The sequence below is a fragment of the Xanthomonas hortorum pv. cynarae genome, from assembly GCF_002939985.1.
GTDB classification, from domain to species: domain Bacteria; phylum Pseudomonadota; class Gammaproteobacteria; order Xanthomonadales; family Xanthomonadaceae; genus Xanthomonas; species Xanthomonas hortorum_D.
Genome location: NZ_MDFM01000050.1, coordinates 1 through 23,820 on the forward strand (window position 1 = coordinate 1; position 23,820 = coordinate 23,820).

The 23,820-nt window shown below is 65.2% G+C and carries 22 protein-coding genes; 7 read left to right on the top strand and 15 right to left on the bottom strand.

Annotated elements, in window-relative coordinates; translation table 11 throughout:
* Window positions 1–292 precede the first annotated feature (292 nt).
* From XcyCFBP4188_RS21280 to XcyCFBP4188_RS21295, 4 genes are all read left to right on the top strand, one after another.
* A complete protein-coding gene (locus XcyCFBP4188_RS21280) occupies window positions 293–946 on the top strand; it encodes a methylthioribulose 1-phosphate dehydratase (protein ID WP_006450770.1) in 654 nt (217 codons plus the stop codon).
* A 40-nt stretch (window positions 947–986) separates the two neighbouring features.
* On the top strand, window positions 987–1,553 hold the full coding sequence (locus tag XcyCFBP4188_RS21285; RefSeq protein WP_043889181.1) for a 1,2-dihydroxy-3-keto-5-methylthiopentene dioxygenase: 567 nt from the start codon (window positions 987–989) through the stop codon (window positions 1,551–1,553).
* A 2-nt stretch (window positions 1,554–1,555) separates the two neighbouring features.
* Window positions 1,556–2,254, top strand: coding sequence for an acireductone synthase (gene mtnC / locus XcyCFBP4188_RS21290; RefSeq protein ID WP_006450772.1), 699 nt, complete (start codon window positions 1,556–1,558; stop codon window positions 2,252–2,254).
* 362 nt (window positions 2,255–2,616) lie between these two features.
* Window positions 2,617–3,708, top strand: coding sequence for a C13 family peptidase (locus tag XcyCFBP4188_RS21295; RefSeq protein ID WP_104592814.1), 1,092 nt, complete (start codon window positions 2,617–2,619; stop codon window positions 3,706–3,708).
* Window positions 3,709–3,996: 288 nt separating this feature from the next.
* Here the strand turns inward: XcyCFBP4188_RS21295 and XcyCFBP4188_RS21305 are convergent, their stop codons facing one another.
* The 11 genes from XcyCFBP4188_RS21305 to hisS form a co-directional block, all read right to left on the bottom strand.
* Window positions 3,997–5,583, bottom strand: a complete 1,587-nt coding sequence (locus XcyCFBP4188_RS21305) for a calcineurin-like phosphoesterase C-terminal domain-containing protein (RefSeq protein ID WP_006450774.1) — start codon at window positions 5,581–5,583, stop codon at window positions 3,997–3,999.
* 169 nt (window positions 5,584–5,752) lie between these two features.
* Entirely contained in the window at window positions 5,753–6,379 is a 627-nt protein-coding gene (hisIE, locus tag XcyCFBP4188_RS21310) for a bifunctional phosphoribosyl-AMP cyclohydrolase/phosphoribosyl-ATP diphosphatase HisIE (protein WP_006450775.1), read from the bottom strand.
* Window positions 6,369–7,145 (bottom strand): imidazole glycerol phosphate synthase subunit HisF, encoded by a 777-nt coding sequence (gene hisF, locus XcyCFBP4188_RS21315; protein WP_006450776.1) that lies wholly within the window; start codon window positions 7,143–7,145, stop codon window positions 6,369–6,371. Before hisF ends, hisIE begins: the two co-directional genes overlap by 11 nt.
* Window positions 7,139–7,873: a 1-(5-phosphoribosyl)-5-[(5-phosphoribosylamino)methylideneamino]imidazole-4-carboxamide isomerase gene (hisA, locus tag XcyCFBP4188_RS21320; protein WP_006450777.1), complete on the bottom strand. Its 735-nt coding sequence runs from the start codon at window positions 7,871–7,873 to the stop codon at window positions 7,139–7,141. Before hisA ends, hisF begins: the two co-directional genes overlap by 7 nt.
* Window positions 7,870–8,472, bottom strand: coding sequence for an imidazole glycerol phosphate synthase subunit HisH (hisH, locus tag XcyCFBP4188_RS21325; protein ID WP_006450778.1), 603 nt, complete (start codon window positions 8,470–8,472; stop codon window positions 7,870–7,872). The genes hisA and hisH overlap by 4 nt, the downstream gene beginning before the upstream one ends.
* Window positions 8,469–9,596 (bottom strand): bifunctional histidinol-phosphatase/imidazoleglycerol-phosphate dehydratase HisB, encoded by a 1,128-nt coding sequence (gene hisB, locus XcyCFBP4188_RS21330; RefSeq protein ID WP_006450779.1) that lies wholly within the window; start codon window positions 9,594–9,596, stop codon window positions 8,469–8,471. The genes hisH and hisB overlap by 4 nt, the downstream gene beginning before the upstream one ends.
* Window positions 9,593–10,684: a histidinol-phosphate transaminase gene (gene hisC, locus XcyCFBP4188_RS21335; RefSeq protein ID WP_074057576.1), complete on the bottom strand. Its 1,092-nt coding sequence runs from the start codon at window positions 10,682–10,684 to the stop codon at window positions 9,593–9,595. Before hisC ends, hisB begins: the two co-directional genes overlap by 4 nt.
* Window positions 10,681–11,976: a histidinol dehydrogenase gene (gene hisD / locus XcyCFBP4188_RS21340; RefSeq protein ID WP_006450781.1), complete on the bottom strand. Its 1,296-nt coding sequence runs from the start codon at window positions 11,974–11,976 to the stop codon at window positions 10,681–10,683. Before hisD ends, hisC begins: the two co-directional genes overlap by 4 nt.
* The gene (hisG, locus tag XcyCFBP4188_RS21345; RefSeq protein WP_043909020.1) at window positions 11,973–12,887 is read right to left on the bottom strand and encodes an ATP phosphoribosyltransferase; all 915 of its coding nucleotides are present in this window, start codon (window positions 12,885–12,887) and stop codon (window positions 11,973–11,975) included. The genes hisD and hisG overlap by 4 nt, the downstream gene beginning before the upstream one ends.
* Window positions 12,888–12,896: 9 nt before the next feature.
* Window positions 12,897–13,223: a YerC/YecD family TrpR-related protein gene (locus tag XcyCFBP4188_RS21350; protein ID WP_043909021.1), complete on the bottom strand. Its 327-nt coding sequence runs from the start codon at window positions 13,221–13,223 to the stop codon at window positions 12,897–12,899.
* Between the two features lie 225 nt (window positions 13,224–13,448).
* A complete protein-coding gene (gene hisS / locus XcyCFBP4188_RS21355; RefSeq protein ID WP_104592815.1) occupies window positions 13,449–14,885 on the bottom strand; it encodes a histidine--tRNA ligase in 1,437 nt (478 codons plus the stop codon).
* A 203-nt stretch (window positions 14,886–15,088) separates the two neighbouring features.
* Between hisS and XcyCFBP4188_RS21360 the strand changes: the two genes are divergently transcribed.
* The gene (locus tag XcyCFBP4188_RS21360) at window positions 15,089–15,754 is read left to right on the top strand and encodes a Crp/Fnr family transcriptional regulator (protein WP_172839308.1); all 666 of its coding nucleotides are present in this window, start codon (window positions 15,089–15,091) and stop codon (window positions 15,752–15,754) included.
* Between the two features lie 258 nt (window positions 15,755–16,012).
* Here XcyCFBP4188_RS21360 and XcyCFBP4188_RS21365 read toward each other — a convergent pair whose 3' ends face one another.
* Both XcyCFBP4188_RS21365 and thrC read right to left on the bottom strand, forming a co-directional pair.
* The gene (locus XcyCFBP4188_RS21365) at window positions 16,013–16,759 is read right to left on the bottom strand and encodes a murein L,D-transpeptidase catalytic domain family protein (protein WP_104592816.1); all 747 of its coding nucleotides are present in this window, start codon (window positions 16,757–16,759) and stop codon (window positions 16,013–16,015) included.
* A 101-nt stretch (window positions 16,760–16,860) separates the two neighbouring features.
* Complete coding sequence (gene thrC, locus XcyCFBP4188_RS21370; RefSeq protein ID WP_104592817.1) at window positions 16,861–18,168, bottom strand: threonine synthase; 1,308 nt, start codon at window positions 18,166–18,168, stop codon at window positions 16,861–16,863.
* Window positions 18,169–18,341: 173 nt separating this feature from the next.
* Here thrC and XcyCFBP4188_RS21375 point away from each other — a divergent pair, with 173 nt between their 5' ends.
* Window positions 18,342–18,656, top strand: a complete 315-nt coding sequence (locus tag XcyCFBP4188_RS21375; protein ID WP_006450788.1) for an EthD family reductase — start codon at window positions 18,342–18,344, stop codon at window positions 18,654–18,656.
* Window positions 18,657–18,730: 74 nt separating this feature from the next.
* Here XcyCFBP4188_RS21375 and XcyCFBP4188_RS21380 read toward each other — a convergent pair whose 3' ends face one another.
* Entirely contained in the window at window positions 18,731–19,672 is a 942-nt protein-coding gene (locus XcyCFBP4188_RS21380) for a homoserine kinase (protein WP_104592818.1), read from the bottom strand.
* Window positions 19,673–19,740: 68 nt separating this feature from the next.
* Window positions 19,741–22,248, bottom strand: coding sequence for a bifunctional aspartate kinase/homoserine dehydrogenase I (thrA, locus tag XcyCFBP4188_RS21385; protein WP_104592819.1), 2,508 nt, complete (start codon window positions 22,246–22,248; stop codon window positions 19,741–19,743).
* 566 nt (window positions 22,249–22,814) lie between these two features.
* On the opposite strand from thrA, the gene XcyCFBP4188_RS21390 reads away from it, so the two are divergent.
* A protein-coding gene (locus XcyCFBP4188_RS21390) for an IS5 family transposase (RefSeq protein ID WP_095575269.1) occupies window positions 22,815–23,610 on the top strand; the annotation gives its coding sequence in 2 pieces (ribosomal slippage) (window positions 22,815–23,077 and window positions 23,076–23,610; 798 coding nt in all).
* Window positions 23,611–23,820: the final 210 nt, after the last annotated feature.

A 23,820-nucleotide genomic window follows, 5' to 3' on the forward strand; every position in this document is an offset into this window, starting at 1 on the left:
CGGGACCGTGTGGCGGCATGGATGCCGCCACCGAGCCCCCAGGGACGGGTTCACGGCGTGTCCCGCGAGCGGTGAGGGCACCGCGCCCTCGACCGACTCAGCGACTCAGCGGCTCAGGCGTTTGACCTGAGCTTCTAACTGCATCCAACAAGAGACAGTCAACAAAACCACTGCGCTCACTGCCAGGCGAGCGCTCGCTACGTTTGCCACCCGCCTTGAGTCAGGGCGTGGCAGGAACACACCCTGCTGCGCTGCACCTGGCCGTAATCGAGTGGCGCAGTAGAATAGGTCCATGAATGCGACCACTGCCCCCCTGCCCTATAGCGCCGCGCGTCTGCACGAGCTGGCGCAGTTGTTGATCGGCAACATCCGCGAGCTGGCCCAGGCCGGCTGGACGCCCGCCACCAGCAGCAATTTCTCCCACCGCCTGGACGAACAGCACGCCGCGATCACCGTCTCCGGCCGCGACAAGGGCCGCCTGGTCGAAGAAGACATCATGGTGGTGGACTTCGATGGCCTGGCGGTCGGCCGGCCATTGCGCCCGTCTGCCGAAACCCTGCTGCACACCCAGCTGTACCGCCGGTTTCCGGAGATCGGCTGCGTGCTGCACACGCATTCGCCGGTGCAGACCATTGCCTCGCGGCTGTACGCCGGCCGTGGCGTGATCCGGCTGGAGGGCTATGAGCTGTTGAAAGCCTTCGAAGGCAACACCACACATGAAACGGCAGTGGATGTGCCGGTGTTCGCCAATACCCAGGACATGCAGGTCCTGGCCGCACAGGTCGAGGCCTTGCTGGACAAACAGCACCTGTGGGGGTATCTCATCGAAGGACACGGCCTGTATGCCTGGGGCCGCAACATGGCCGAGGCGCGCCGTCATCTGGAGGCGTTCGAGTTCCTGCTGCATTGCGAACTCGAGCTGCTGAAACTGCGCGGCACGCGCTGAGTCCTCGCCACCTCCCCTACACCTTGTGAGCCAGATCGCCATGAGCCGACTTCGCATCTTCAACGATTCCGACCCCAACCTGGCGCAGTTCGATAGCCGCGACGGCGAGCAGATTGCCGCCGAGCTGAGCAAGATCGGCGTGACCTTCGAGCGCTGGCAGGCCACGCAGCCGATCGAGCCGGGCGCCACACCCGAGCAGGTCATGGCCGCCTATCGCGAGGATATCGAGCGGCTGAGCGCCGAGCGCGGCTTGAAGACCGTGGATGTGGTCAGCATCGCACCGGACAATCCCAAGCGCGAAGAAATGCGCGCCAAATTTCTGGACGAGCACTTCCACAAGGAAGACGAAGTGCGCTTCTTCGTCGCCGGCTCGGGCCAGTTCACGCTGCACGTGGACGACAAGGTCTACGAGATCGAATGCGTGAAGGACGACCTGATCGCCGTGCCCGACAGCACCCTGCACTGGTTCGACATGGGGCCGGAGCCGCACTTTGTGGCGATCCGCTTCTTCACCGAGCCCGATGGCTGGGTCGGCCACTTCACCGGTACCGAAATCGCCCAACAATTCCCCCGCTACGCCCCCGAGAAACCTCACAAGGCCAGCTGACGATGACACGACCGCAAGCGATCCTCACCGATATCGAAGGCACCACCAGCAGCATCTCGTTCGTCAAGGACGTGTTGTTTCCGTATGCGCGCCGCGCCATGCCTGCCTATGTGCAGGAGCACGGCAGCCACCCACAGGTGCGCCACTGGCTCAACCAGGTGGCCGATGAAATCGGCGAGGACGTGCCCGACGAGGTCCTGGTCAGCACGCTGCAGACCTGGATCGACGAAGACCGCAAGCACACCGCGCTCAAGGCCCTGCAGGGGCTGATCTGGGGCGATGGCTACAAGACCGCCGACTTCACCGCGCACATCTATGCCGACGCGGCGATCCAGCTGCAGGCCTGGCATGCGGCCGGCATTCCGCTGTATGTGTATTCGTCCGGCTCGGTGCCAGCGCAGAAGCTGTTCTTCGCGCATAGCGATGCGGGCGACCTGAGCGGGCTGGTCAGCGACTGGTTCGATACCGAAGTGGGCCCCAAGCGCGAGACCGCCAGCTATCGGCGTATTGCCGAACGCATCGGGGTGCCGCCTGGCGAGATCCTGTTTTTGTCGGACGTGATCGAAGAGCTCGATGCCGCCAAACGTGCGGGCATGCGCACCGCGTTGCTGGACCGTCTGGAGGACTACCCCACCCCGCGCTCGGCCGAGGATGTCGGTAGCCATCAACGTGTGGAGAGTTTTAACCAGCTGGTGCTGTAAGCGCGCTCGACAAACCGGCTGGGCGCATTGGCATGTGAGTGCAGTCGGTGTTCGATGCGGCATGTAGCGCGCGCATGTGGCATGCGCAGGCTGCGGCCTTGGGCGCGCCGTCCAAATCCATAGGAGGGCCGCAGTGTACAAGTGGTACATGCCGATTCCGAGCACCGATCGCACCCGCCTGGCGGCTGCGCAGTAGTTTGGCAGCCACTCTTAAAGGCGCGCTCTACAAAACGTGTTCCGCAAGACCTGTTCTTCAAGACGTGCTTGAAATGGATCAGTGAACGTCGTGCAACGTCACGGTCTGCGTTGCGATCACTGCGCCCAGGCGCTCCACCCGTTTCTCTCAGACCTCGGCGTTTTTCATGTCGCTGCATTTCACCATCGGACCGAACGCCTTGCTGCGGCGCCTGTCGCTGTTGATCGTCATCGTGACCTTGATGGCCGGCTGCCATCCGGATGCAGGTGCCGCGTTGCCGAGCCAATCTGCGAAGAGCCAGGCTGCGGCAACTCAGGACGAGGTCGATGCGGTCGACCAGGCCACGCTTGCGCAGGCGTTGAAAGCGCTGCAGCCGCAGCGCTCCGGCGTCACCGATCTGTATGTGGTCGGCTTCGCCGGCGATGCCAGCGACGATGTGTTCCGCAACGAGACGCTGTACCTCAAGCAGCTGTTCGAGCAGCGCTTCGATGCGCGCGGACGCGTGGTCACGCTGGTCAATAACCCGGACAATCTGGGCGAGCAGCCATACGCACCGCTGGCAACCTACGACAACCTCTACGACACGCTCGCCGCAGTCGGCAAGCGCATGGATCGCAAGGAAGACGCGCTGCTGCTGTTCGTCACCACCCATGGCACCGAAGACCACGCGCTGTACGTGCAGGTGGACGAGAACGAAGAGGATTTCATCAGCCCGCAGGACCTGCGCAAGGCGCTGGACGATGCCGGCATCGGCAATCGCATCATCGTGCTGTCGGCCTGCTACTCGGGCGGCTTCATTCCGGCGCTGCGCTCGCCCGACACGCTGATCCTGACCGCCGCGCGTGCCGACCGGCCCTCGTTCGGCTGCGGCAATACCTCCAACGCGACCTACTTCGGCCAGGCCTGGCTGATCGATGCGATGAACCAGCGCGACGACCCCTTGGCTGCGTTCGATATGGCCAAGGCCGCCATCACTGCGCGCGAGAAACAGGACGGCGAACTGCCCTCGTTGCCGCAGCAATCGCTCGGCAGACGCATCGCGCCGGTGCTGGCACGCTGGCGTGCAGGGCTGCACGCAGGGCCGGCGGTTGCCTATCCGTATCCGCCGCTGGAGGTTGCGCCCGAAGCCGAGCAGGAAAGCGATCCGAAGGCCGACTCCGAGGCTGAGTCAGCGGACAGCCCGACGAAAACCAAGCTGCCGACGGCCTCCACCACTGCACGCAAACCGTCGCCTGTACCTGCGCCGTCGACACCCTGACAGCTGCAACGCGCTGAGACTAATTCTCATTTCGTCAGCGCTTGCGCGGCCTCGCTACACTCGCGCAGCCAGCCAGCGCACGCCAGCCAGCATCGATCCCCGCCAGCGCGCCATCGCCTGCCAGCCCGGATCCCAACACGCCTCCCTTGTGGAGGCGTTTGTGTTTCTGGCGATAGGGTTTATGCGTCGCATCCAACGCAAACGTTCCGACCAAGAAAATGCCGTAGGAGCGCATTTATGCGCGATGGGCTCCACACCAAGAACCCACGCACGGCGCACGCCTCTCCATCAAGGATCGGCACGCTGCAAGCGATACACCGTGTTTGCGCTGTACTCACCAGTCGGTAACGCAGCACGCACTTCAACGCTGTGCTCGCCAACCTTCAGCGTGGTCGGCAACGCGCCACGCCATAGATGCGTGGACGGTGTGGCCTCTGGCGAGCGGTCGTAGCCGCGCAATTGCTCGGCCGCATCGTCGCGCACGTTCTCGGCCAGCAAGCGTGGGTCGGCACGCTCCACCCGCTTCATCGGCTGCCATGCGCCATTGTCGATCCGCATCTGAACAACGGTATCGTCCTGCCCCATGAACACATTGGCGTAGATGCCCCACGCCGCATACGCGCCCTGGCGCAGCACCTTGGGCGCATGCAACAGCAGTTGCGCGTCGTCGGCCAAGCGCGCGGCGTGATACGCCAGGGTGTAGTCGCCGCTGGGCGCCACCTGCAGCACCGCATAGCCGTTCGGCGTGCCGTCGCTCATCGTGGCGGTGGGAATGCCGTCGCCGTCCTTGGCGCCCGACCAGAACGCACCGCAGGCCGCGCCGACGTTGTATTCGTGCAGCTGTTTGGCGCCCTGCCACCCTTCGTCGGCGCCGTGGTCGACCTGCCGCTGGGTATGGCTGTGCCCGCTGAGCACCAGTACATGCGGAAACTCCTTCAACAGCGCAAACAAGCGACTGCGATCTGCATGCCGGAAGGTTTCCTGCCCCGGCGCTGCATCGAACAACGGAATATGCATGCCCAGCACCAGCAGGCGCTCGCGCGGCAACTGCGCCAGATACGCCTGCAGAAACACGAATTGATCCTCGCGCAGTCCGCCGACATACGCAGGCTTAGCGCCGGGCGTATAGATCACATCGTCCAGAAACACGAAGCTGGCGTTGGCCTCTTCCACCGCATAGGTGTCCGGGCCGTAGACCGCACGCCAGCTATCCAGCGAATGCACATCGTCGCCCGCATCGAAATTCAGATCGTGATTGCCCGGCACATGGAACCATGGCACGCCCAACTGCGTGGTGACCTTGTTCAAGGCCGGATACAGGCTCAGATCGTCGCTGACGATATCGCCCAGCGTGGTGCCGAGCTTCGCCGAGGTCTTGCCGACGATCGGCGCCACGATGTCGCGCTGGTAGTAACCCACGTCGACCAGGCTGGCAGTCTGGCTGTCGGCAAACACCAACATCTGAAAGCCATCGGCGGCAGCACTTGCGCGCGGGGTCAGTGCGAAATCCCAGCTGTGCGTATTGCGCCCGGTGGCGGCGATGCCTGGGTACTTGCGCTTGGCCGAACCGTTGGGCGCGTAGTGACGCCAGAAACCCGGTAGTCCGTCGGCGGTTGGCACAAAGCTGCGATCGCCCGGCTTGATCACGAACACCGTCTGCCCGTCGCGCACCGGCAAGCGGTAGCGGCCTTGCGCATCGGTACGCACCAGCTGCTCGCCGTTGGAAACTGTCACACCTGCGATGCCCGGGTCGTCCGCGCTGCGTCCGGCATGCCCGTCGCGCTCTTCGTAGACGATGCCATCGACGACCGCATCGCGCGCGTATGCGCTTCCCGCGAGTAATCCCAGGGCCAACAGAGCGATACGAAGCTGCATGCGTTTTCCCGCGAAAAGATCAGCGGAAATTGTACCCGTGGTGGCGAGGCGCACAGCGCGGGTTTGAACGCCGAAAGACACAACGACACATCCGTAGGAGCGCACCCGGGCGCGACGGGGCGTTACCGATAACGGCCATCGCGCCCAGGTGCGCTCCTACCCGACCACGTTACTTGTGCCGCGACTCCAGCAACGCCACCGCATCACCCAGGCCCAGGCCGCGCGCGCGCAGCAGCACGATCAGGTGATACAGCAGATCGGCCGATTCGCCCAGCAACTCGGCATCGCCCTGCACCACGCCGGCCAGTGCGGTTTCCACGCCCTCTTCGCCCACTTTTTGCGCGATGCGGCGAATGCCCTGCTCGAACAGTTTGGTGGTGTAGCTGCCGTGCGGGCGCTCGTGTTCGCGCGTGGCGATCAAGGCATCCAGGCTGCCGAGGAACTGGCCCGGCGCATTCGGGAAACAGCTGGTGCGGCCAAGATGGCAGGTTGGCCCATGCGGGCGCGCCTGCACCAGCAGCGTGTCGGCATCGCAATCGGTCTCGATCGACACCACGCGCAAGACATTGCCCGAACTCTCGCCCTTGGTCCACAAACGCTGCTTGCTGCGGCTGAAGAAGGTGACTTCGCCACGTTGCTGGGTGACCGCAAGCGCTTCGGCGTTCATGTAACCCAGCATCAGCACGCGCAGGTTGTCGGCGTCCTGCACGACCACCGGCAGCAAGCCGTCGCCCTTGCTCCAGTCCAGCGTGGCGAGCGCGTCGCCCGCTGCCGTCTCGTTGTCGTTACTGCCCATCACGTACCTCGATCTGTTGCGCGCGCAGGAATTGCTTGAGGTCCGGGATCGGAATCGCGCCGCTATGAAACACGCTGGCGGCCAATGCGCCATCGACATCGGCCTGGTCGAATACATCGGCAAAATGCTGCATCTCGCCGGCACCGCCGGAGGCGATCAACGGCACGTGGCACAGCGCGCGCACCTGACGCAGCTGCGCGATGTCGTAGCCACGCCGCACGCCATCGTTGTCCATGCAGTTGAGCACGATCTCGCCAGCACCCAGGCGCTGCGCTTCGGCCACCCAATCCAGCGTGCGCATCGGCAAGGCCTGCGTCTTGCTCGGATCGCCGGTATAGCGACGCACGCGCCACTCACCATCTTCCTCACGAATCGAATCGACACCGACCACCACGCATTGCACGCCGAAGGCGTCGGCCAGTTCGGAAATCAGTTGTGGGCGGCCAAGTGCGGGCGAGTTGATCGAAATCTTGTCGGCGCCGGCATGCAGCACCGCGCGCGCGGTGTCCACATCGCGGATGCCACCGGCCACGCAGAACGGAATATCGATCAGCCGCGCGACCCGCTCGACCCAGGTGTAATCGACCGAGCGTCCTTCCGGGCTGGCGCCGATGTCGTAGAACACCAGTTCGTCGGCACCTTGCGCGCGATACCGCAGCGCCAGTTCGACGATGTCGCCCATGTCGATGTGGTCGCGGAACTTGACGCCCTTGACCACGCGCCCGTCGCGCACGTCCAGGCAGGGAATGATGCGGCGACTCAGCATGCCAGTGCCTCCTTCAAGGCCAGATGCCCTTCCAGCAAGGCCTTGCCGAGCACGATGCCGGCGCAGCCTGCGGCCTTGGCGGCAGCCACATCGGCCAGATTGCGCGCACCGCCGGAGACCTGCACCTGCAGTTGCGGCGCCAGCGTGCGCAGGTGTGCGTACAGGTCCATGTTCGGGCCGGACAGCATGCCGTCGCGGGCAATGTCGGTGCATAGCAGATGTTGCAGACCGGCCTGCGCGTAACGGACGGCCAATTGATCCAGCGTGGCCTCGGCCGCTTCGGTCCAGCCATGCACCGGCAATTGCCAGACGCCGTGCGCGTCTTGCCTGGTATCCAGCGCGATGGTCAGCCGGTCGGCGCCGAATTCCTGCAGCCAGCCGATGACGGTCTCGCTCTCGCGCACGGCCAACGAACCGACTACCACGCGTGTGGCGCCAGCATCCAGGATGCGCGCCACATCGTCGCGTGAGCGCACACCGCCGCCGGTCTGCACATGCAGGCCAGTCTGGCGCACGATCTCGCCAAGTATCGCGGCCAAGGTGTAGCCGCCCGCCTTTGCCGCATCCAGATCGACCAGATGCATCCACTGCGCGCCGGCATCGGCAAACGCCTGCGCGCGCGGCAGCACATCGTCGCCGTACTGGGTTTCGCGCGCGTAATCGCCTTGCAGCAAACGCACCACGCGGCCGTTGCGGATATCCAGCGCCGGGTAAACGGTGAAACTCATGGGAAGCTCATCTCAAGAAAATTGCGCAGGATGCGTGCACCGGTCTCGGCCGAACGCTCGGGGTGGAACTGCGCGCCGCAGCGCAGGCCTTGCTGCACCACCGCGGTAAACAAGCCACCGTGATCGCAGGCGGCCACGGTATCGGCCGTCACCGGTGCAGCGTAGCCATGCACGAAATAGGCGCTTGCACGCTCCGGCAGACCCGCCAGCAACGCGGATTCGCGCATCGGCACCAGCTGATTCCAGCCCATATGCGGCACGCGAATGCCGAGCGCAGGCGTCATGTGGCGCACGATGCCTGGCAATAGCCCGAGGCAATCGACATCGCCTTCTTCGGAATGTTCGAACAGCAATTGCATCCCCAAGCAGATGCCGATCAGCGGCACCTGCAGTTGCCGCAATGGTTCGATCAAGCCCTGCGCGCGCAAGCGCGACATCGCTTCGGGTGCGGCGCCGACGCCGGGCAGAATCACACGATCTGCGCCCTGCAATCCTTCGGCATCACGTACCACGCGCGCTTCCACGCCCAGCCGCTCCAACGCATAGCGCACCGAGCCCAGATTGGCGCCGCCGGCATCGATCAGCGCAAGGTCGGTCATAGCGCACCCTTGGTTGACGGCAGTGCGGTGCCTTCGCGACGGATCGCCTGACGCAGCGCACGTGCCAGTGCCTTGAAGCAGGCTTCGACCTTGTGGTGATCGTTCTCGCCGCGCACGCTCAGGTGCAGATTCAAACCGGACGCATCGCAGATCGAACGGAAAAAATGCGGCACCAGTTCGGTGGGCATATCGCCCACGCGCTCGCGCTTGAAATCGCCTTCGAACACGAAGTACGGCCGGCCGCTGAAATCCAGCGCAGCACTGGCGATGGTTTCGTCCATCGGCAACGTGAAGCCGTGCTGCGCGGTGTCGCCGGCAACGCGCCACGGGCTGCTTTCCGGATCAAAACCGTAACGGCCGATGCCGCGTTTATCGCCCAGTGCTTCGCGCAAGGCCTGGCCCAGTGCCAGACCGGTGTCCTCGATGGTGTGGTGCTCATCGATATGCAGATCGCCTTCGGCGTGGATGTCCAGCGCAAAGCCGCCGTGTTTACCGATCTGTTCCAGCATGTGATCGAAGAACGGCAGGCCGGTGGCGGTGTGCGGTTCGGCCACGCGATCCAGATCCAGCTCGACGCGGATCCTGGTTTCCTTGGTATTGCGCTGGACTACCGCGCGCCGTGGCGCATCTGCGAGCTCGTGTGCGATGCCAGGCCAGTCCCACTCGCCACCGAACTCGTCGGTACGCAGCTGGAAGCCACGGATATTGAGGTTCTGCGCGAACTGGATGTCGGTGATGCGGTCGCCCACCATCGCCGAGCGTGCCCAATCGATATTGCGATCCTGCAGATACGGCACCATCAGGCCGACGCCGGGCTTGCGCGTGGGCGCGTTGTCGGCGGGCCAGCTGCAATCGATCAACACTTCGCGGAACACGATGCCCTGGCTGGCGAAGATCTGCAGCATCAGGTTGTTGGGGCCATCGAACGACGCGCGCGGATAGCTTTCGCTGCCCAGGCCGTCCTGATTGCTGACGATGACGAATTGATAGCCGGCATCGCGCAACTTCAGCATCGCCGGAATCACGTTGTCGACGAAGCGCAGTTTTTCGTAGGCGTCGATCTGGTAATCGGCCGGCTCGGTGATCAGCGTGCCGTCGCGGTCGACGAAAAGAATCGGGGTCATGCGGCGGCCTCCTGCTTGCGTCGCAGCGCGCTCAACACGCGCTCGTTCTGTTCGTGCGTGCCCAGGGTGATGCGCAGTGCATCGAACAGCTGCGGCACCGCGCGTTGGTCGCGCACCACCACACCGGCCTCCAGCAGCGCCTGAAATGCCGCTTCGGCATCGTCGAAGCGCACCAGCAGGAAGTTGCCTTGCGAGGGATACACCTGACGCACACCGGCCAGTTGTTCAAGCGCCTTGTGCACGCGTGTGCGCTCGCTGCGCACCTCCGCAATGCGCCGACGGGTGACTTCCAGCGCCGGCGCGGACAAGGCCTGCTCGGCCATCGCCGCGCACGGGGTCGGCACCGGGTACGGCGCCTGGCAGCGCCGCAGCAAGGCGATCAATTCGGCGTTGGCGATCAGGCTGCCGATGCGTGCCGCCGCCAGCGCATGCGCCTTGGACAGCGTGCGCAACACGGCCAGATTGTCGTAGCGCGCAAGCAGACGCACTGCCGATGGCACATCGGAGAATTCGCCATAGGCTTCGTCGACAACCACCAGCGCTTTGCCCTGCAATGCCTGCAAGGTGGTTTCGATCTCGTCCAACGCAATCGCCGAGCCGGCCGGGTTGGACGGCGAACACAGGAACACCAACTTGGCACGCGCGGCCAACGCTGCTTGGACAATCACCGGGATGTCCGCGTGGAAACCCTCAGGCCCGTCCACCAGCGGCACTTCGACCAACGGCGCGTTCTGCAAGCGCGCACACACCGCGTACATGCCGAACACCGGCGGGGTCACCACCACCGCATCGCGCTCGGGCACGCACAGGCCGCGCACCAGCAGATCGATCGCCTCGTCGCTGCCGCGGCCGATCAACAGCTGCTCGGGCGCGCAGCCGTACAGCGTCGCCAGCGCGCTGCGCAAACCCTTGGGTTGCGGATCCGGATAGCGCCGCGTGCTGGCGCCCGGGTCGGCCGGATTTCCCCACGCCGACTCGTTGGCGTTGAGCCACACATCGCCCTGCAAGGCGCTGGTACGTGCCGACGAGTAGCCGGCGAAGGCGCGCAGGTCCTCACGCACAAGATCAAGAATCGATGTGGTCCTCATGCTGCCACTCCCATGCGCAACGCCACCGCATTGGCGTGCGCATCCAGGCCTTCGGCGCGCGCCAGAATCAATGCGCATTCGCCGATGCCGTCGATGCCGGCCTTGCTGGCGGCCTGCACGCTGACCATGTTCTGGAAGCTGGCCACGCTCACGCCGCTATAGGCGCGTGCCGCGCCGCTGGTCGGCAATACATGGTTGGTGCCGCTGCAGTAATCGCCGAGCGCTTCGGGCGTGTAATCGCCCAGAAACACTGAACCGGCCGCTTCGACCTGGCTCAGCCACGCACGCGGTTCGCGCAGTGCAAGAATCAGGTGTTCCGGCGCATAGCGGTTGCTGATCGCAAACGCTTCGTCCAGCGTGGTCACCTTGATCAGGCGCGATTGCGCCAGAGCCTGGCGCGCGATCTCTGCGCGCGACAGCTGCGCCAGCTGAACTTCCAGCTGCGCCTCTACGGCTGCAATCAACGCATCGCTATCGGACAACAGCAATACCTGCGAATCCGGGCCATGTTCGGCCTGCGAGAGCAGATCGGCGGCGACAAAGGCCGGCTGCGCACCGGCATCGGCGATCACCAGCACTTCAGACGGGCCAGCCGGCATGTCGATCGCCGCCGCGCCGGACTGCGCCACCTGCTGCTTGGCTTCGGTAACGAAGCTGTTGCCAGGGCCGAACAACTTGTCGCAACTCGGCACCGATTCGGTGCCATACGCCATCGCCGCAATCGCCTGCGCACCACCGAGCTTGAACACGCGGCGCACGCCGGTGAGCTGCGCGGCGACCAGCACCGCTGGATCCACGCTGCCGTCCTTGCGCGGCGGCGTGCACAGCACCACCTCACGGCAACCGGCCAGGCGCGCCGGCACGCCGAGCATCAGGGCGGTCGACGGCAACGGCGCGCTTCCGGCCGGCACATACAGGCCGACCCGGCCGATCGGCCGCACGATCTTTTCGCACACCACGCCCGGCGCGGTTTCCACCGCATAGCCTGCGCTCATGCCGGCGCGGTGAAAGGTGTCGATCCGCGCCACAGCGTCCTGCATGGCCTGACGCAGTTCCGGGGCCACCGCCGCTTCGGCGGCGGCGAATTCGGCTTCGCTCACGGCGAAGCTCTCCAGCGACACGCCATCGAAGCGCGCAGTGATGTCGCGCAATGCGGCATCGCCGCGGGCGCGCACATCGGCAATCAACGCAGCGACCGCATCGCGTGTCTGCGTGGCCACGGTCTGCACCGGGCGGGTCAATGCCTGGCTGCGCGCAGCAGCGTCCAGTTGCGACCAATCGAGAATGTTCATGCCAGCGAGCGCTCCACCGTCAACACCATCAAACCTTGCGCACCTGCGCGTTCGAGTTCTTCCAGCCGCTGCCAGGTCACCGCGCCATGGCACATGGTCTGCAACCGCAGGACGCCGTTCCCATCGTCTGGCAACTGCTCCAGTGGGTCGGCGTCGGGCAGCAAGCGGCGCAGCGCATCCACGTTGTCCTGTTCGGCGCGGAACATCAGCAGCTTGCTGTCGCGCAGCTTGAGCACGCCGTCCATGCGCCGCAGCAGCATGGCCAACAAGGCGGCACGCGCATCTGCCGGTTCGCGCACTGCGCCGGCAAGGACGGCCTCGCTTTCCATCACCAGTTCGACCGGCTTGAGCTGATTGGCGGCCAGGGTGGCGCCGCTGGAGACCAGATCGCAGATCAGATCGGCGGTGCCCAGGCGCGGTGCGATTTCCACCGAGCCGGAGAGCTCCACCACCGCCGCGTCGATGCCCTGGCGCTCCAGCCAGTCGGCCAGGATCGCCGGGTAGCTGGTGGCGATACGCTTGCCGGCCAGTTGCGCCACACCCTGCCAGTCCCATTCCTCCGGTACCGCGAGCATCAGGCGGCACTGACCGAAACCGACCCCGCGCACCGCGTGATACGCGGCTGGCAAGCCATTGCGGCGGCGCTCGGATGCCTGCTCCTCGAGCTCGTTCTGGCCGACGATGCCCAGGTCGCAGACGCCGTCGGCGATCAGGCCGGGGATGTCGTCGTCGCGTACCAGTAGCAGGTCCACCGGCAGCGATTCGCCGTAGCAGAACAACTTGTCGCGGCTCTGCCGCCAGCTCAGCCCGCAGGCGGCCAACAAGCTGCGCGCCGGTTCGGCCAGGCGGCCGCTCTTCTGGATGGCGATACGCAACCGGTCACGTGCCGGTGCTGCCGTGGAAGCACTCATCTTGTTCTCTCAGTGGGATTCGACAGGGCGCGCCGATTGCTCGCGCAGGGCCGTGGCATAGCCGCCGGCACCGTGTTCCAGGGTGCGTGCAACGCGCCCGATGGTGGTCACGCTGACCTGGGTCAGCTCGTGGATCTCGCGATACGGCACGCCCTTGATCAACAACGGCACCACCCGCCAACGGTCGGACATGGCCTCCAGCTCGGCAGGCGTGCACAGATCGCGCAGAAAGGCCTCGACCGCGCCGGGCTCCTTCAGGCACGCCAGGGCATCCGCCAGCATCTTGAGGGAGGCAGCGACATCGGCACTTTCGCGGGGAGCGGGTCGTTGTTTCATTGCGTTAATGTAATAGCGTGTTAGTACGTTAACGCAATCAGGGTCCGTAGGACAAGCGCTGCAGTCCGAAGCGTTCAGCGAAGTAGCGGACCCTGCTGCGGATCAGAAACGAAAAACCCACCGACAGCGAGGTGTCAGTGGGTTTGTTTCCGCATCGGTACCCGGGGGCGCCATCGCCTACGCTGTACCAACCTGGCTGCATTCCCTAGCTGGCCGGCCAGCGCCTCAATCGGCCTTGACGCCACCAGCCACCAACATCGCCTTGGCCTGCTCCAGCTCCACCAGCAAGGTGCTGGCCAGCTCGTCGCGGGCGACGTCGAACTGCTGCTCGCGCACCAGGTCCTTGACCGCCACCACCCCACGCGCCAGTTCGTCGTCGCCGGCCAGCACCACGAAGCGGATGCCCGCACGCGCGGCGTACTGGAACTGCTTGCGGATCTTTTTCGGTTCCATCTGCACTTCGGTATTGATGCCACCGATGCGCAACCGGCGCGCGATATCCAGCGCATCGCCCAGGCGCGACTCGTCCATCAACGCCACCATCGCGTGCACGCTGCTTTCGGCGATGCCCTGGATCAGGCCGGCTTCGCGCAGCTGCCAGAACAGCCGGGTCAGACCGATCGAAATGCCCACGCCGGGCAATTTGGACTTGGTGTAATGGCTGGCCAGGCTTTCGTAACGGCCGCCCGAGCAGATCGAGCCGATCTGCGGGTGGTCGGTCAGCGTGGTCTCGTAGACGGTGCCGGTGTAGTAATCCAGCCCACGTGCGATCGAGAAGTTCAGGCAGTACGCGCTCTCGGGCACGCCCAGCGCCTTGACCAATTCAAGGACCTCGCGCAGTTCGGCAATGCCCTCGCCCAGCGTCGCGCTCGCACCGACCGAGGCGTCCAGCGCCTGCAACTGCGCCAGCGCATCGGCATGCCCGTTCGAGCGCACCGCCACGAAGGCCAGAATCTTGTCGACCTGTTCGGCAGCAATGCCGAAGCCCTCGCCCACCAGCGTATCGCGCACGTAATCGGCGCCGCGCTTGTCGATCTTGTCGACCTCGCGCAGCACCGCCAGCTGCAGCTCGCCCTCGGCCACGCCCAGGCTTTCGAAAAAGCCGCGCAGCAGCTTGCGGTTGTTCAACTGCACCTTGAAATCGCCGATGCCCAGTTCGGCAAACACCGCGTGGATCACCGCCAGCACTTCGGCGTCGTAACGGATGCTCAGCGCATCCTTGCCGATCACGTCGATGTCGCACTGGTAGAACTCGCGGAAACGCCCGCGCTGGGCACGCTCGCCGCGGTACACGCGCTGCATCTGATAGCGGCGGAACGGGAAGCTCAACTCGTGCTCGTGCTCGGCCACATAGCGCGCCAGCGGCACGGTGAGGTCGAAGCGCAGCGCCAGCTCCGGCAGGCCGCCGCTCTCGGCGCCCTCGTCGGCGGCAGCAGCCGCATTGGCCAGCGCGCCGGTGGACTGCACGAAGTACACCTGGCGCTCGGTCTCGCCGCCGGATTTGGTCAACAGCACATCGGACAGTTCGAACACCGGGGTTTCGACCGGCAGGAACCCGAACCGCTCGTAATTGCGGCGGATGACGTCCAGCATGCGCTGGAACGCGATCTGCTCGCGCGGCAGCAATTCCATGATGCCGGGCGGCGTACGGGGCTTGATCACGAGCGAAACTCCTGCAGGGCAATGTGGCGAACGCGCAATTCTACCGGCTGGCGGCCGCGCTGACCGCATGGCGTATCATTGCAGCGCCTCTTGGCAATGCGTGGCCCATGTACCGGCAGCTTTCAGATCCCAGCACGAACTGTGCGGTGCCAAGCGCCGTATCGGGCAGCGACGCGCGCCATTCCGAATGCGCGCAGTGTGCGGTGCGCGGCCGGGCCATCTGCGCGGCGCTGTCGCCACAGGAAATGGAAGCACTGGATCAGGCCACCCACGCCCAGACCTATGCGCCCGGCAGCACCCTGGTGCGCGCGGGCGAGAGCCGCCATCACGTCTACACCGTCACCTCCGGCGCGTTGCGGCTGGTACGCACGCTGGCCGACGGACGCCGCCAGATCACCGGATTCGTGTTGCCCGGCGACTATGTGGGGCTGACCGAAACGCCACAGCACCGCCACGACATCGAAGCCATCATCGACAGCCGGGTCTGCCGCACGCCGATCACACAGATGCGCCAGGTGCGCGATCGCTACCCGCAGTTGGAACGCAAGCTGCTGCAGCGCGCCAGCATGGAACTGGCCGCCGCGCAGGACACCGGCCTGCTGCTGGCGCGCCTGCAACCCAGCGAGCGGCTAGCGCATTTCCTGCTGAGGCTGGCGGCGCGCTCCACCCAGCCCGGTGCCAGCGGCGACACCGTGGCGCTGCCGATGAGCCGCAGCGATATTGCCGACCATCTCGGGCTGACCGTGGAAACGGTGAGCCGCACCTTCACCAAGCTCAGGCAACAGCAGCTGATCGCGCTACCGCAACTGCATCTGGTGCAGATTCTGGATTACGCGGCACTGCGCAGCCTGGCCGGCGAGACGGTTTGAGGTGTGGCGGTTGATTGGCTGAAACTGACACGCCACTGCAAGTTTGCCCATCGGACGCACTAGCTGCGGAAGCCAACACGGCAACGCCATGGGTGCTATATGCCAGCCCGCACTCACTTGGCTGAGAACCAGCCGCAACGTGTAGCAGGCGGCCCGAGTTGCGGATATCGCAAGTGGCCCACTCAGGATTCGACAGGAATGTTGGCGCTTCAAGCCAATCGCGGGACACACCACGCCTAGCGACCTGCACACAACTCCTCAGCGCCCGCCCACGTTCGCACTCGCCACCGATGCGCCACATCCGCCACTCAAAAGCCGCGATTGCCGCAGCCAGGCACGGTCCGGGTAGTAGGCGAACACGAAGGCGCCTTCACGCAAGGTATCGATCAACTGTTTGGCCACCGCCGGTCGCACCGCCGGGCAGCCCAGGCTGCGCCCGAGCCGGCCCTGGGAGCGGATCACCGCCTCGCTGACATACGGGGCGCCGTGGATCACGATCGCCCGGTCGCGCGCATGGTCGTTGAACCCGGGCTCCAGGCCCTTGAGCCGCAACGAATAACCGTTGTGGCCGGTATACGACTCCTGCGCGGTGAAAGCGCCCAGGCTGGACTGGAAACTGCCGTCGTCGTTGGAAAACTTCGCCGCCAGGTTGTTGCCGGTGTTGCGCCCGTGCGCCACCCATTCCTGGAACAGCAGCCGCTGCCGCTCAAGATCGAACACCCAAAGCCGGCGCTCGGTCGATGGCCTGCTGTAGTCGATCACGCTGAGCACGCGCTCGGCGCCCACCTGCTGGCGCTGACGGGCGCATTGCAGCGCCTCGGCAGCCAAGGCCAGCACCTGGCGGTCCAGCGACGGCGCCTGGCGTGCCAGGGCATCCACCAACCCCATGCTGGGTGTCCCCAACGATGCCAATGGGGCGGTGGAAATGGCATCGGCCGCACTGGCCGTTCCAGCCGCTGCCCAACCGCATAAGGCGATGGCAGCGGCGATCACTCGATAAGACATGCAACAACCCACAGCGGACGCGGCGCCACGCCGGGGCCGCACCCGATAGAGATAGCCCCATGTGCGTAACTTTCCAACCCCTGGCGCCTGAACGCGTTGGGTCAGGCCGCATCCGCAAGCAGGCGCTGCCGAAAGGCGGCGTAGTCCGGCGCAAGTGCTTCGGCATGTGCCGGACGCTGCAACAGCGCCGCCAGCGCCGGTGGAACCTCGACTTCACGGCCGATCAGCGGCTCCACCACGCCCTCGAACTTGGCCGGATGCGCGGTGGCCGCCACCGCCCAGTCGCCGGCTCCGCCCTCGGCCCCTTCTGCGCGCAGTTGTTCGAGTACGTGCACGGCGGTGGCGGTGTGCGGGCAGTGCACTTCGCCATAGCGCGCAAAGCGCTGCTGCACGGTGTGGCGGATCGCCGCATCGTCCACCGACAACGCACGGAATGCCTCGCGCAACGCGGCATCGTCGCCCTGGTAGAGCCAGCGCAGCCGTTCGAAGTTGCTCGGCGCGCCCACGTCCATCGCATTGGCCAGCGTCGCCACGCTGGGCTGCGGCGCGTAATCGTCGCCGGCAAAATAATCCGGCAACACGTGATTGGCGTTGGACGCCAGCGCGATGCGGCCCAACGGCACACCGAGCGCGCGCGCCAGGATCGCCGCCAATCCATTGCCCAGATTGCCGGTAGGCACCACCAGATTCAGCGCCGCGCCCGAGCCGGCATGATGTTGCAGAGCGGCATGCGCGTAATAGCTCATCTGCGGCAGCAGGCGACCCAGGCTGATGCTGTTGGCCGAACTCAGCGGCACCTGCGCCTGCAGCGCGGCATCGCTCAAGGCCTGCTTGACCATTGCCTGGCAGTCGTCGAACGAGCCGGCCACGCGCAAGGCCTGGATGTTGTCGCCGAAGCAGCCCAACTGATGCGCCTGGCGCGGCGACACGCGGCCATCCGGATACAGCACCACTACGCGCAAGCCCGGCTGGCGATGGAACGCCGCAGCCACCGCAGCACCGGTATCGCCGGAAGTGGCGACCAGGATCGTGAGCGGGCGGTCTTCGGCGCGGCGCAGGCGGGTCAGACAGGCGGCAAGAAAGCGCGCGCCGAAATCCTTGAATGCGGCGGTCGGCCCATGGAACAGCTCCAGCGCGTAATCGCCGGGCGTAGCCAGCGGCACCAACGGCGCGGGGAAGTCGAACGCTTCGGCGCAGATGGCCGGCAGCTCTGTTGCCAGCGCATCGCCTTCGAAGAAAGGCTGCAGCAACGTAGCGGCGGTGTCGGCCAGAGTAGCGCCGGCCGTGAGCGTGCGTGCCGGCGGCAGGATCTGCGGTACGTACAGGCCGCCATCGGGCGCCAGGCCCGCGGCGATCGCCTGACTCAGGCTTGCGGCAGGCGCGCCGCCACGGGTGGAGATGAAGTTCATGGTGACTCCAGACAAAGCGAGAACGAGGTGGGCAACGCGGCATTGCCCGAGAATACGGAGACCGGGATGGGCGGTTGGGACGATGTCGGTGCACTAGCCGCACCCGGCCAGATGGTCATCCACCGCCGGCGCCACGGCGCTATGCTGCGGGCACCTTTCCGTGGAGCAGGCAGATGATCAAGGTCAGCGTGATGTACCCGTACCGCGACGGCGCCCGCTTCGACCACGCCTACTACCGCGACACCCACATGCCGCTGGTGAGCGCGCGGATGGGCGCGGCCTGCCTCAGTTACACGGTGGATAAAGGCATCAGTGGCGGGGAGCCGGGCAGCACGCCGCCCTTCATCGGCATGTGCCACATTTTTTGCGACTCGGTGGAGGCCTTCGGCGCCAGTTTCGGGCCGCATGCCGAGGAAATCCTGGGCGACATCCCCAACTACACCGATCTTGCGCCGGTGATGCAGATCAGCGAGGTGGTGGTCGGTTGAATGCTGCGTCGCAGGTTGCACGGCATGCGTGCACTGCAAGCGTGATTGGTCGAGTACCGCATGCGCGCGCCGACTCATGCGAGCAACCGCGCGGCCGGGCTGGCGATCGGAGACACCCAGTGCTGGCTATCCAGGCCAACGCCTGCGAATGCGGCCTTCACTGCCGCGGCCGCAGCGTCGGCGGCCGCGCGCGATTCGAACCAGGCGAACACACTGGGGCCGGCGCCGGAAATGCTGGCACCCAGTGCATCGTGATCCAGCGCAGCTTGCTTGGCAGCCGCGAACCCGGCGATCAACGGCGCGCGGCGTGGCTCGATCAACACATCGCGCAAGCCCGCACGGACCAGGCCCGCATCGCCGGCATGGCAGCCAGCCAGCACCAACGCCAGGTTGGTGCTCTGCGCGACGAACTCGCGCAATTGATAGTCGCCAGCCAATGCTTCGCGCGCGCGCCGCGTTTCCAACACCGCATCCGGATGCACCAGCAGGCTATGCCACGCCGCCGGCACGCTGATCGGCACCAGACGCTCCAGCGTGCACAACACCAGGCCGCCTAGAAACAGCGGCCCCAGGTTGTCGCCATGGCGGCTACCACTGGCCACCGCCTCGCCATCGAGTGCGTGCTGGTAGAGCTGCTCGTTGCACAGCGGCGCCTCCAGCAGCGCGTTGGCCGCCACCAACGCCGCCACGCACGATGCAGCCGAGCCGCCCATGCCCGAACTCAAGGCGATGCCTTTGTCGATCTCTATCTCGAAGCCGAACGGCAGCGCCAAGGCCGCACGCAACGAGATCAACGCCGCGCCCGCCGTGTTGCGTTCGGCATCCAGCGGCAAGGCCACGGTGGTGCCGCGGATGGCGGCGATACGCACCAGTGGCGCATCGATGCGCCGCACCGTGACGGTGTCGCCGACGCCGTCGATGGGATAACCGAGCAGATCGAATCCTACTGCCACATTCGCCACCGAAGCCGGTGCGAAGGCGCGTGCTTCGTGCAGGCCCTGCGTCGCGGTCGCCACGTGATTCGCTTCGGTTGTCTGATTTAGCGCCGTTTGATTTACAGCCGCCTGGTTTGCAAACGCCTGATTCACAACCGCGCCCCCTCGCCCGCCGCCACCCGCAGCAGGTCAGCGAACACGCCTGCCGCAGTGACCTCCGGCCCCGCGCCCGGTCCCTGCACCACCAACGGGTTCTCGCAGTAGCGGCGCGTGGTGAATTGCACCACGTTGTCGGTCAGACGCAGATTGGCGAACGCGTGATCGGCCGGCAGCTCGACCAGACCCACGCTGGGCGCACGATCCGGCGGCAGCTGCGCGACGTAACGCAACACATTGCCGCGTGCACGCGCATCGGCCAGACGCTGTGCGAACGTGGCATCCACTTCATGCAAGCGCGCCATGAAATCGTCGACGCTGGCCTGGCGCAAAGCTTCGGGCACCAGACTCTCGACCTGCACGTCCTCCAGGCTGATCTCGCGCCCGGCTTCGCGCGCCAGGATCACCAGCTTGCGCGCCACATCCACGCCGGACAGATCGTCGCGCGGATCCGGTTCGGTATAGCCCATGCCGCGCGCCTGCGTGACCAGCTCGGCGAACGGCACGCTGCCGTCGTACTTATTGAATAGCCAGGCCAGCGTGCCCGAAAAGATGCCTTCGATCGAGGTCACCGTATCGCCGGTATCGACCAGATCGCGCAGCGTGGTGATCACCGGCAGCCCCGCGCCCACGGTGGCTTCGTAACGGAAGCGCGCACCGCTGGCATCGGCCGCCGCACGGATCGCCTTGTAGCGCGCCAGCGGGCCGGAGCCGGCCTGTTTGTTCGGCGTCACCACGTGGATGCCGGCGGCCAGCCACTGCGCATAGCGATCGGCCACTTCAGCGCTGCCGCTGCAATCGATGATCACCGTATGCGGCAGGTGCGCGGACAGCAGATGCGTGGTGAACTGCTCCAGATCGGTGGCAGTGGCTGCGGAGGCAAACGCATCACGCCAATTGCCGACCAGGCCGCGCTCGTCGAGCAACATGCGGCCGCGCGAAACCACTGCGCGCAGGCGCAGATCGATGTTGGCCTTGCCCAGCAACTGCGGCTGCGCGATGCGCAATTGATCCAACAACGCCGCGCCCACATTGCCCGGCCCGATCACGCCCACCGAAAAGGTCTGCGGCGACAACCAGAAGCCCGCATGCGCCGCACGCAAGGCCTTGGTCGCATGCGCCGCATCGATCGCCACCGAGATGTTGCGCTCCGACGAGCCCTGCGCGATCGCCAGGATATTGACCTGCGCACGCCCCAACGACTCGAACAACCGCGCCGCCACACCGGGCTGCCCAGCCATGCCATCGCCTACCGCGGCCAGCACACTGATGCCGGTAGTAAGCTGCACTCGCTGCACCTGACCGACCGTAAGTTCATGCGCAAACGCTTGCAGCAAGGCATTACGCGCGCGCTCGGATTCGTGCTGTTTGACCACGCAACAGATCGAATGCTCTGACGAGCCCTGCGAGATCATCACCACCGACACCTGCGCCACACGCAGCGCCGCAAATACGCGCTCGGCCGTGCCCGGCACGCCGATCAGGCCGGTGCCTTCCAGGTTGAGCACGGCCAGATCCGGGCTCAAGGTCAGCCCCTTGATCGGCCCGCTGACCTTGCTGCTGGCGGTGATGCGCGTGCCCGGATGTTCGGGCTGAAAGGTATTGCGGATGATGATCGGCAGCCCGCGCTCGATCGCCGGCGACATTGTCTGCGGATGCACCACCTTGGCGCCGAAATACGCCAGCTCGCAGGCCTCGTCGTAGCTCAAGGTTTCCAGCTGCACCGCTTCTGGCACCACACGCGGGTCGGCCGAGAGCACGCCGTCCACATCGGTCCAGATATGCAGCTCATCGGCATCGAACAAGGCCGCGAAGATCGCGCCGGAATAATCGCTGCCATTGCGGCCCAACGTGGTGATGCGGTCGGCGCGATCGCGCGCCACGAACCCGGTGACCACAACGCGTGTCTGCGGATGCGCCTGGCGCCAGGTCTGCAAGCGCTGCGCGCTGACGTCCCAATCCACATCCACGCCGAGTTCGCCGCGATTGACCACCAGCACATCGCGCGCATCCAGCACTGCACAGTCTTCGCCAAGCGCGCGAAAGTGATCGCCAAGCAATTGCGCCGAATACACCTCGCCCAGGCCTTGCACGCGATCGAGCACCTCGCGTGGCAGCTCGCCGATCACCGCCAGCGCGCCGAGGATTTGCGATAGATGCTCGAAGCGCTCGTCCAGCCACTCTACCGTTGGCCCGGAATGTTCGCCCAGCAACGCCACTGCCGCACCGCGATGGCGCGCCCGCGTTTCATGCCAGCGATCGCGCCACTCGGGGCGGTCTTGCGCCGCCAGTTCGGCCAATTCGATCAACGCGTCGGTCACGCCCTTCATCGCCGACACCACGGTGACCTGCACCGTCTCCTCGCGTGCAAGCAACAGCTGCGCCACATGCCGGTAGCGCTCGGCATCGGCCACCGACGTGCCGCCAAATTTGTGCACAACGGTGCGCGCAGCGGGCGCGGGAACAGCAGCGGGTTCGAACGAAACGACAAGCGATGACATCGACAGACCTCGTTAGGGAGGCCCCGTCCGCATCAGATGAGGGAGGAAAGCCCCCGCATCCTGATCCGGGTGCGGGGCCGTTGTTTTCGGAAATTACGCGAAGACGACGGACCGCACCGGGCGAATGGTGGCGGTGGTAATGGTGGTGCTAATGCCGGCCACGCCCGCACCCTGCCGCAGATGCGGCTGGCAAAGGAGCGATACGATGGCGGAAGCGTTAGGCATGTATGCAAAAGACATCACCAGACCAAAGGCTGTCAAGCACTGCGTATTACGCCAGCCCTGCGCGGCTGCGCGCCTGTACAGAAAGCCTTGCAGGACAAAGATTTAAGCGACGCAGCCACAAGCGATTGATTGCTATGGAAACTTTTAATGCGCTGGGCCAAGCGTTGCTTGCGCAGCATCCTGTAGCGGAGACCTGGTGCCAGACGAGGTCGGATCCGGCTGATTCCGCCTAGCGGCCGCGCACCCATCTCGCGCCGAACGCAGAAGTGCATCAGCCACTTTGATCCATGCAGGTCTTAGAACCTGTTCAAAGTCTGCCCGAAATATCCGATCATATGGAGATGAGAGCACGCTATCCCAGTGACATCAGCCGTGAGCAGTTTGAGCAGATCCGCGCTTTGCTTGAAGGTGCACGCAAGAAGACCGCGCCACGCAAGGTCGATTTGTACGAGGTGTTTTGCGCGGTGCTCTATCTGCTCAAGAGTGGTTGCCAGTGGCGGATGTTGCCCGAGACGTTTCCCAAGTGGCGCACGGTGCATGCGTACTTCCAGATTTGGAGCGAAGTGGATGAGCACGGAGTGAGCCTGCTGGAGCGGGCGTTAAAAAAATCAGGTTGGCGCGGCCCGCGAGAAACTGGGGCGCAACGCATGCAGCAAGTTCTTGATCGTCGACGCGCAGAGCGTGAAGAACACGGACACGGCGAGTCAGAAAGGCTATGACGCAGGCAAGAAAGTTGCCGGAATCAAGCGGCACATCGCCGTAGACACGCAAGGCTTGCCGCACGCCATTGCGGTGACGACGGCGGAGGTGACCGATCGTAAGGGTGCGCTAATCGCGCTTGAACACGGCAAGCCGAGTTTGAAGCGTGTCAAAAGCTTACTGTGCGATGGCGGCTATGTCGGTGAGCGGTTTGCGCAGGGAGTGCGCGAGAGCTTGGGCAAGACGGTCAAAGTGCAGATCGCAAAGCGCAGCGAGCTGCACACCTTCAAGGTCATGCCCAAGCGCTGGATCGTGGAGCGCAGCTTTGCATGGTTAGAGAAGAACCGAAGGCTATGGAAAAATTGCGAGCGTCAACTCAACACCAGCTTGCAGATGATCCACCTGGCATTCCTGGCGTTGCTGCTTAGAAGACTTTGAACAGGCTCTTACGCGGCATCCATGCCGCGTAAGGTCCCGCGACGGTGGGCGGGCAAGGACCAGTCGAGTTGGCTGGTGTGCATGGTTTTCAATAAAACAGCCGGCAAACTTTCTGGTGCGGTGCCCTCGCCGCTTGCGGGACCGTGTGGCGGCATGGATGCCGCCACCGAGCCCCCAGGGACGGGTTCACGGCGTGTCCCGCGAGCGGTG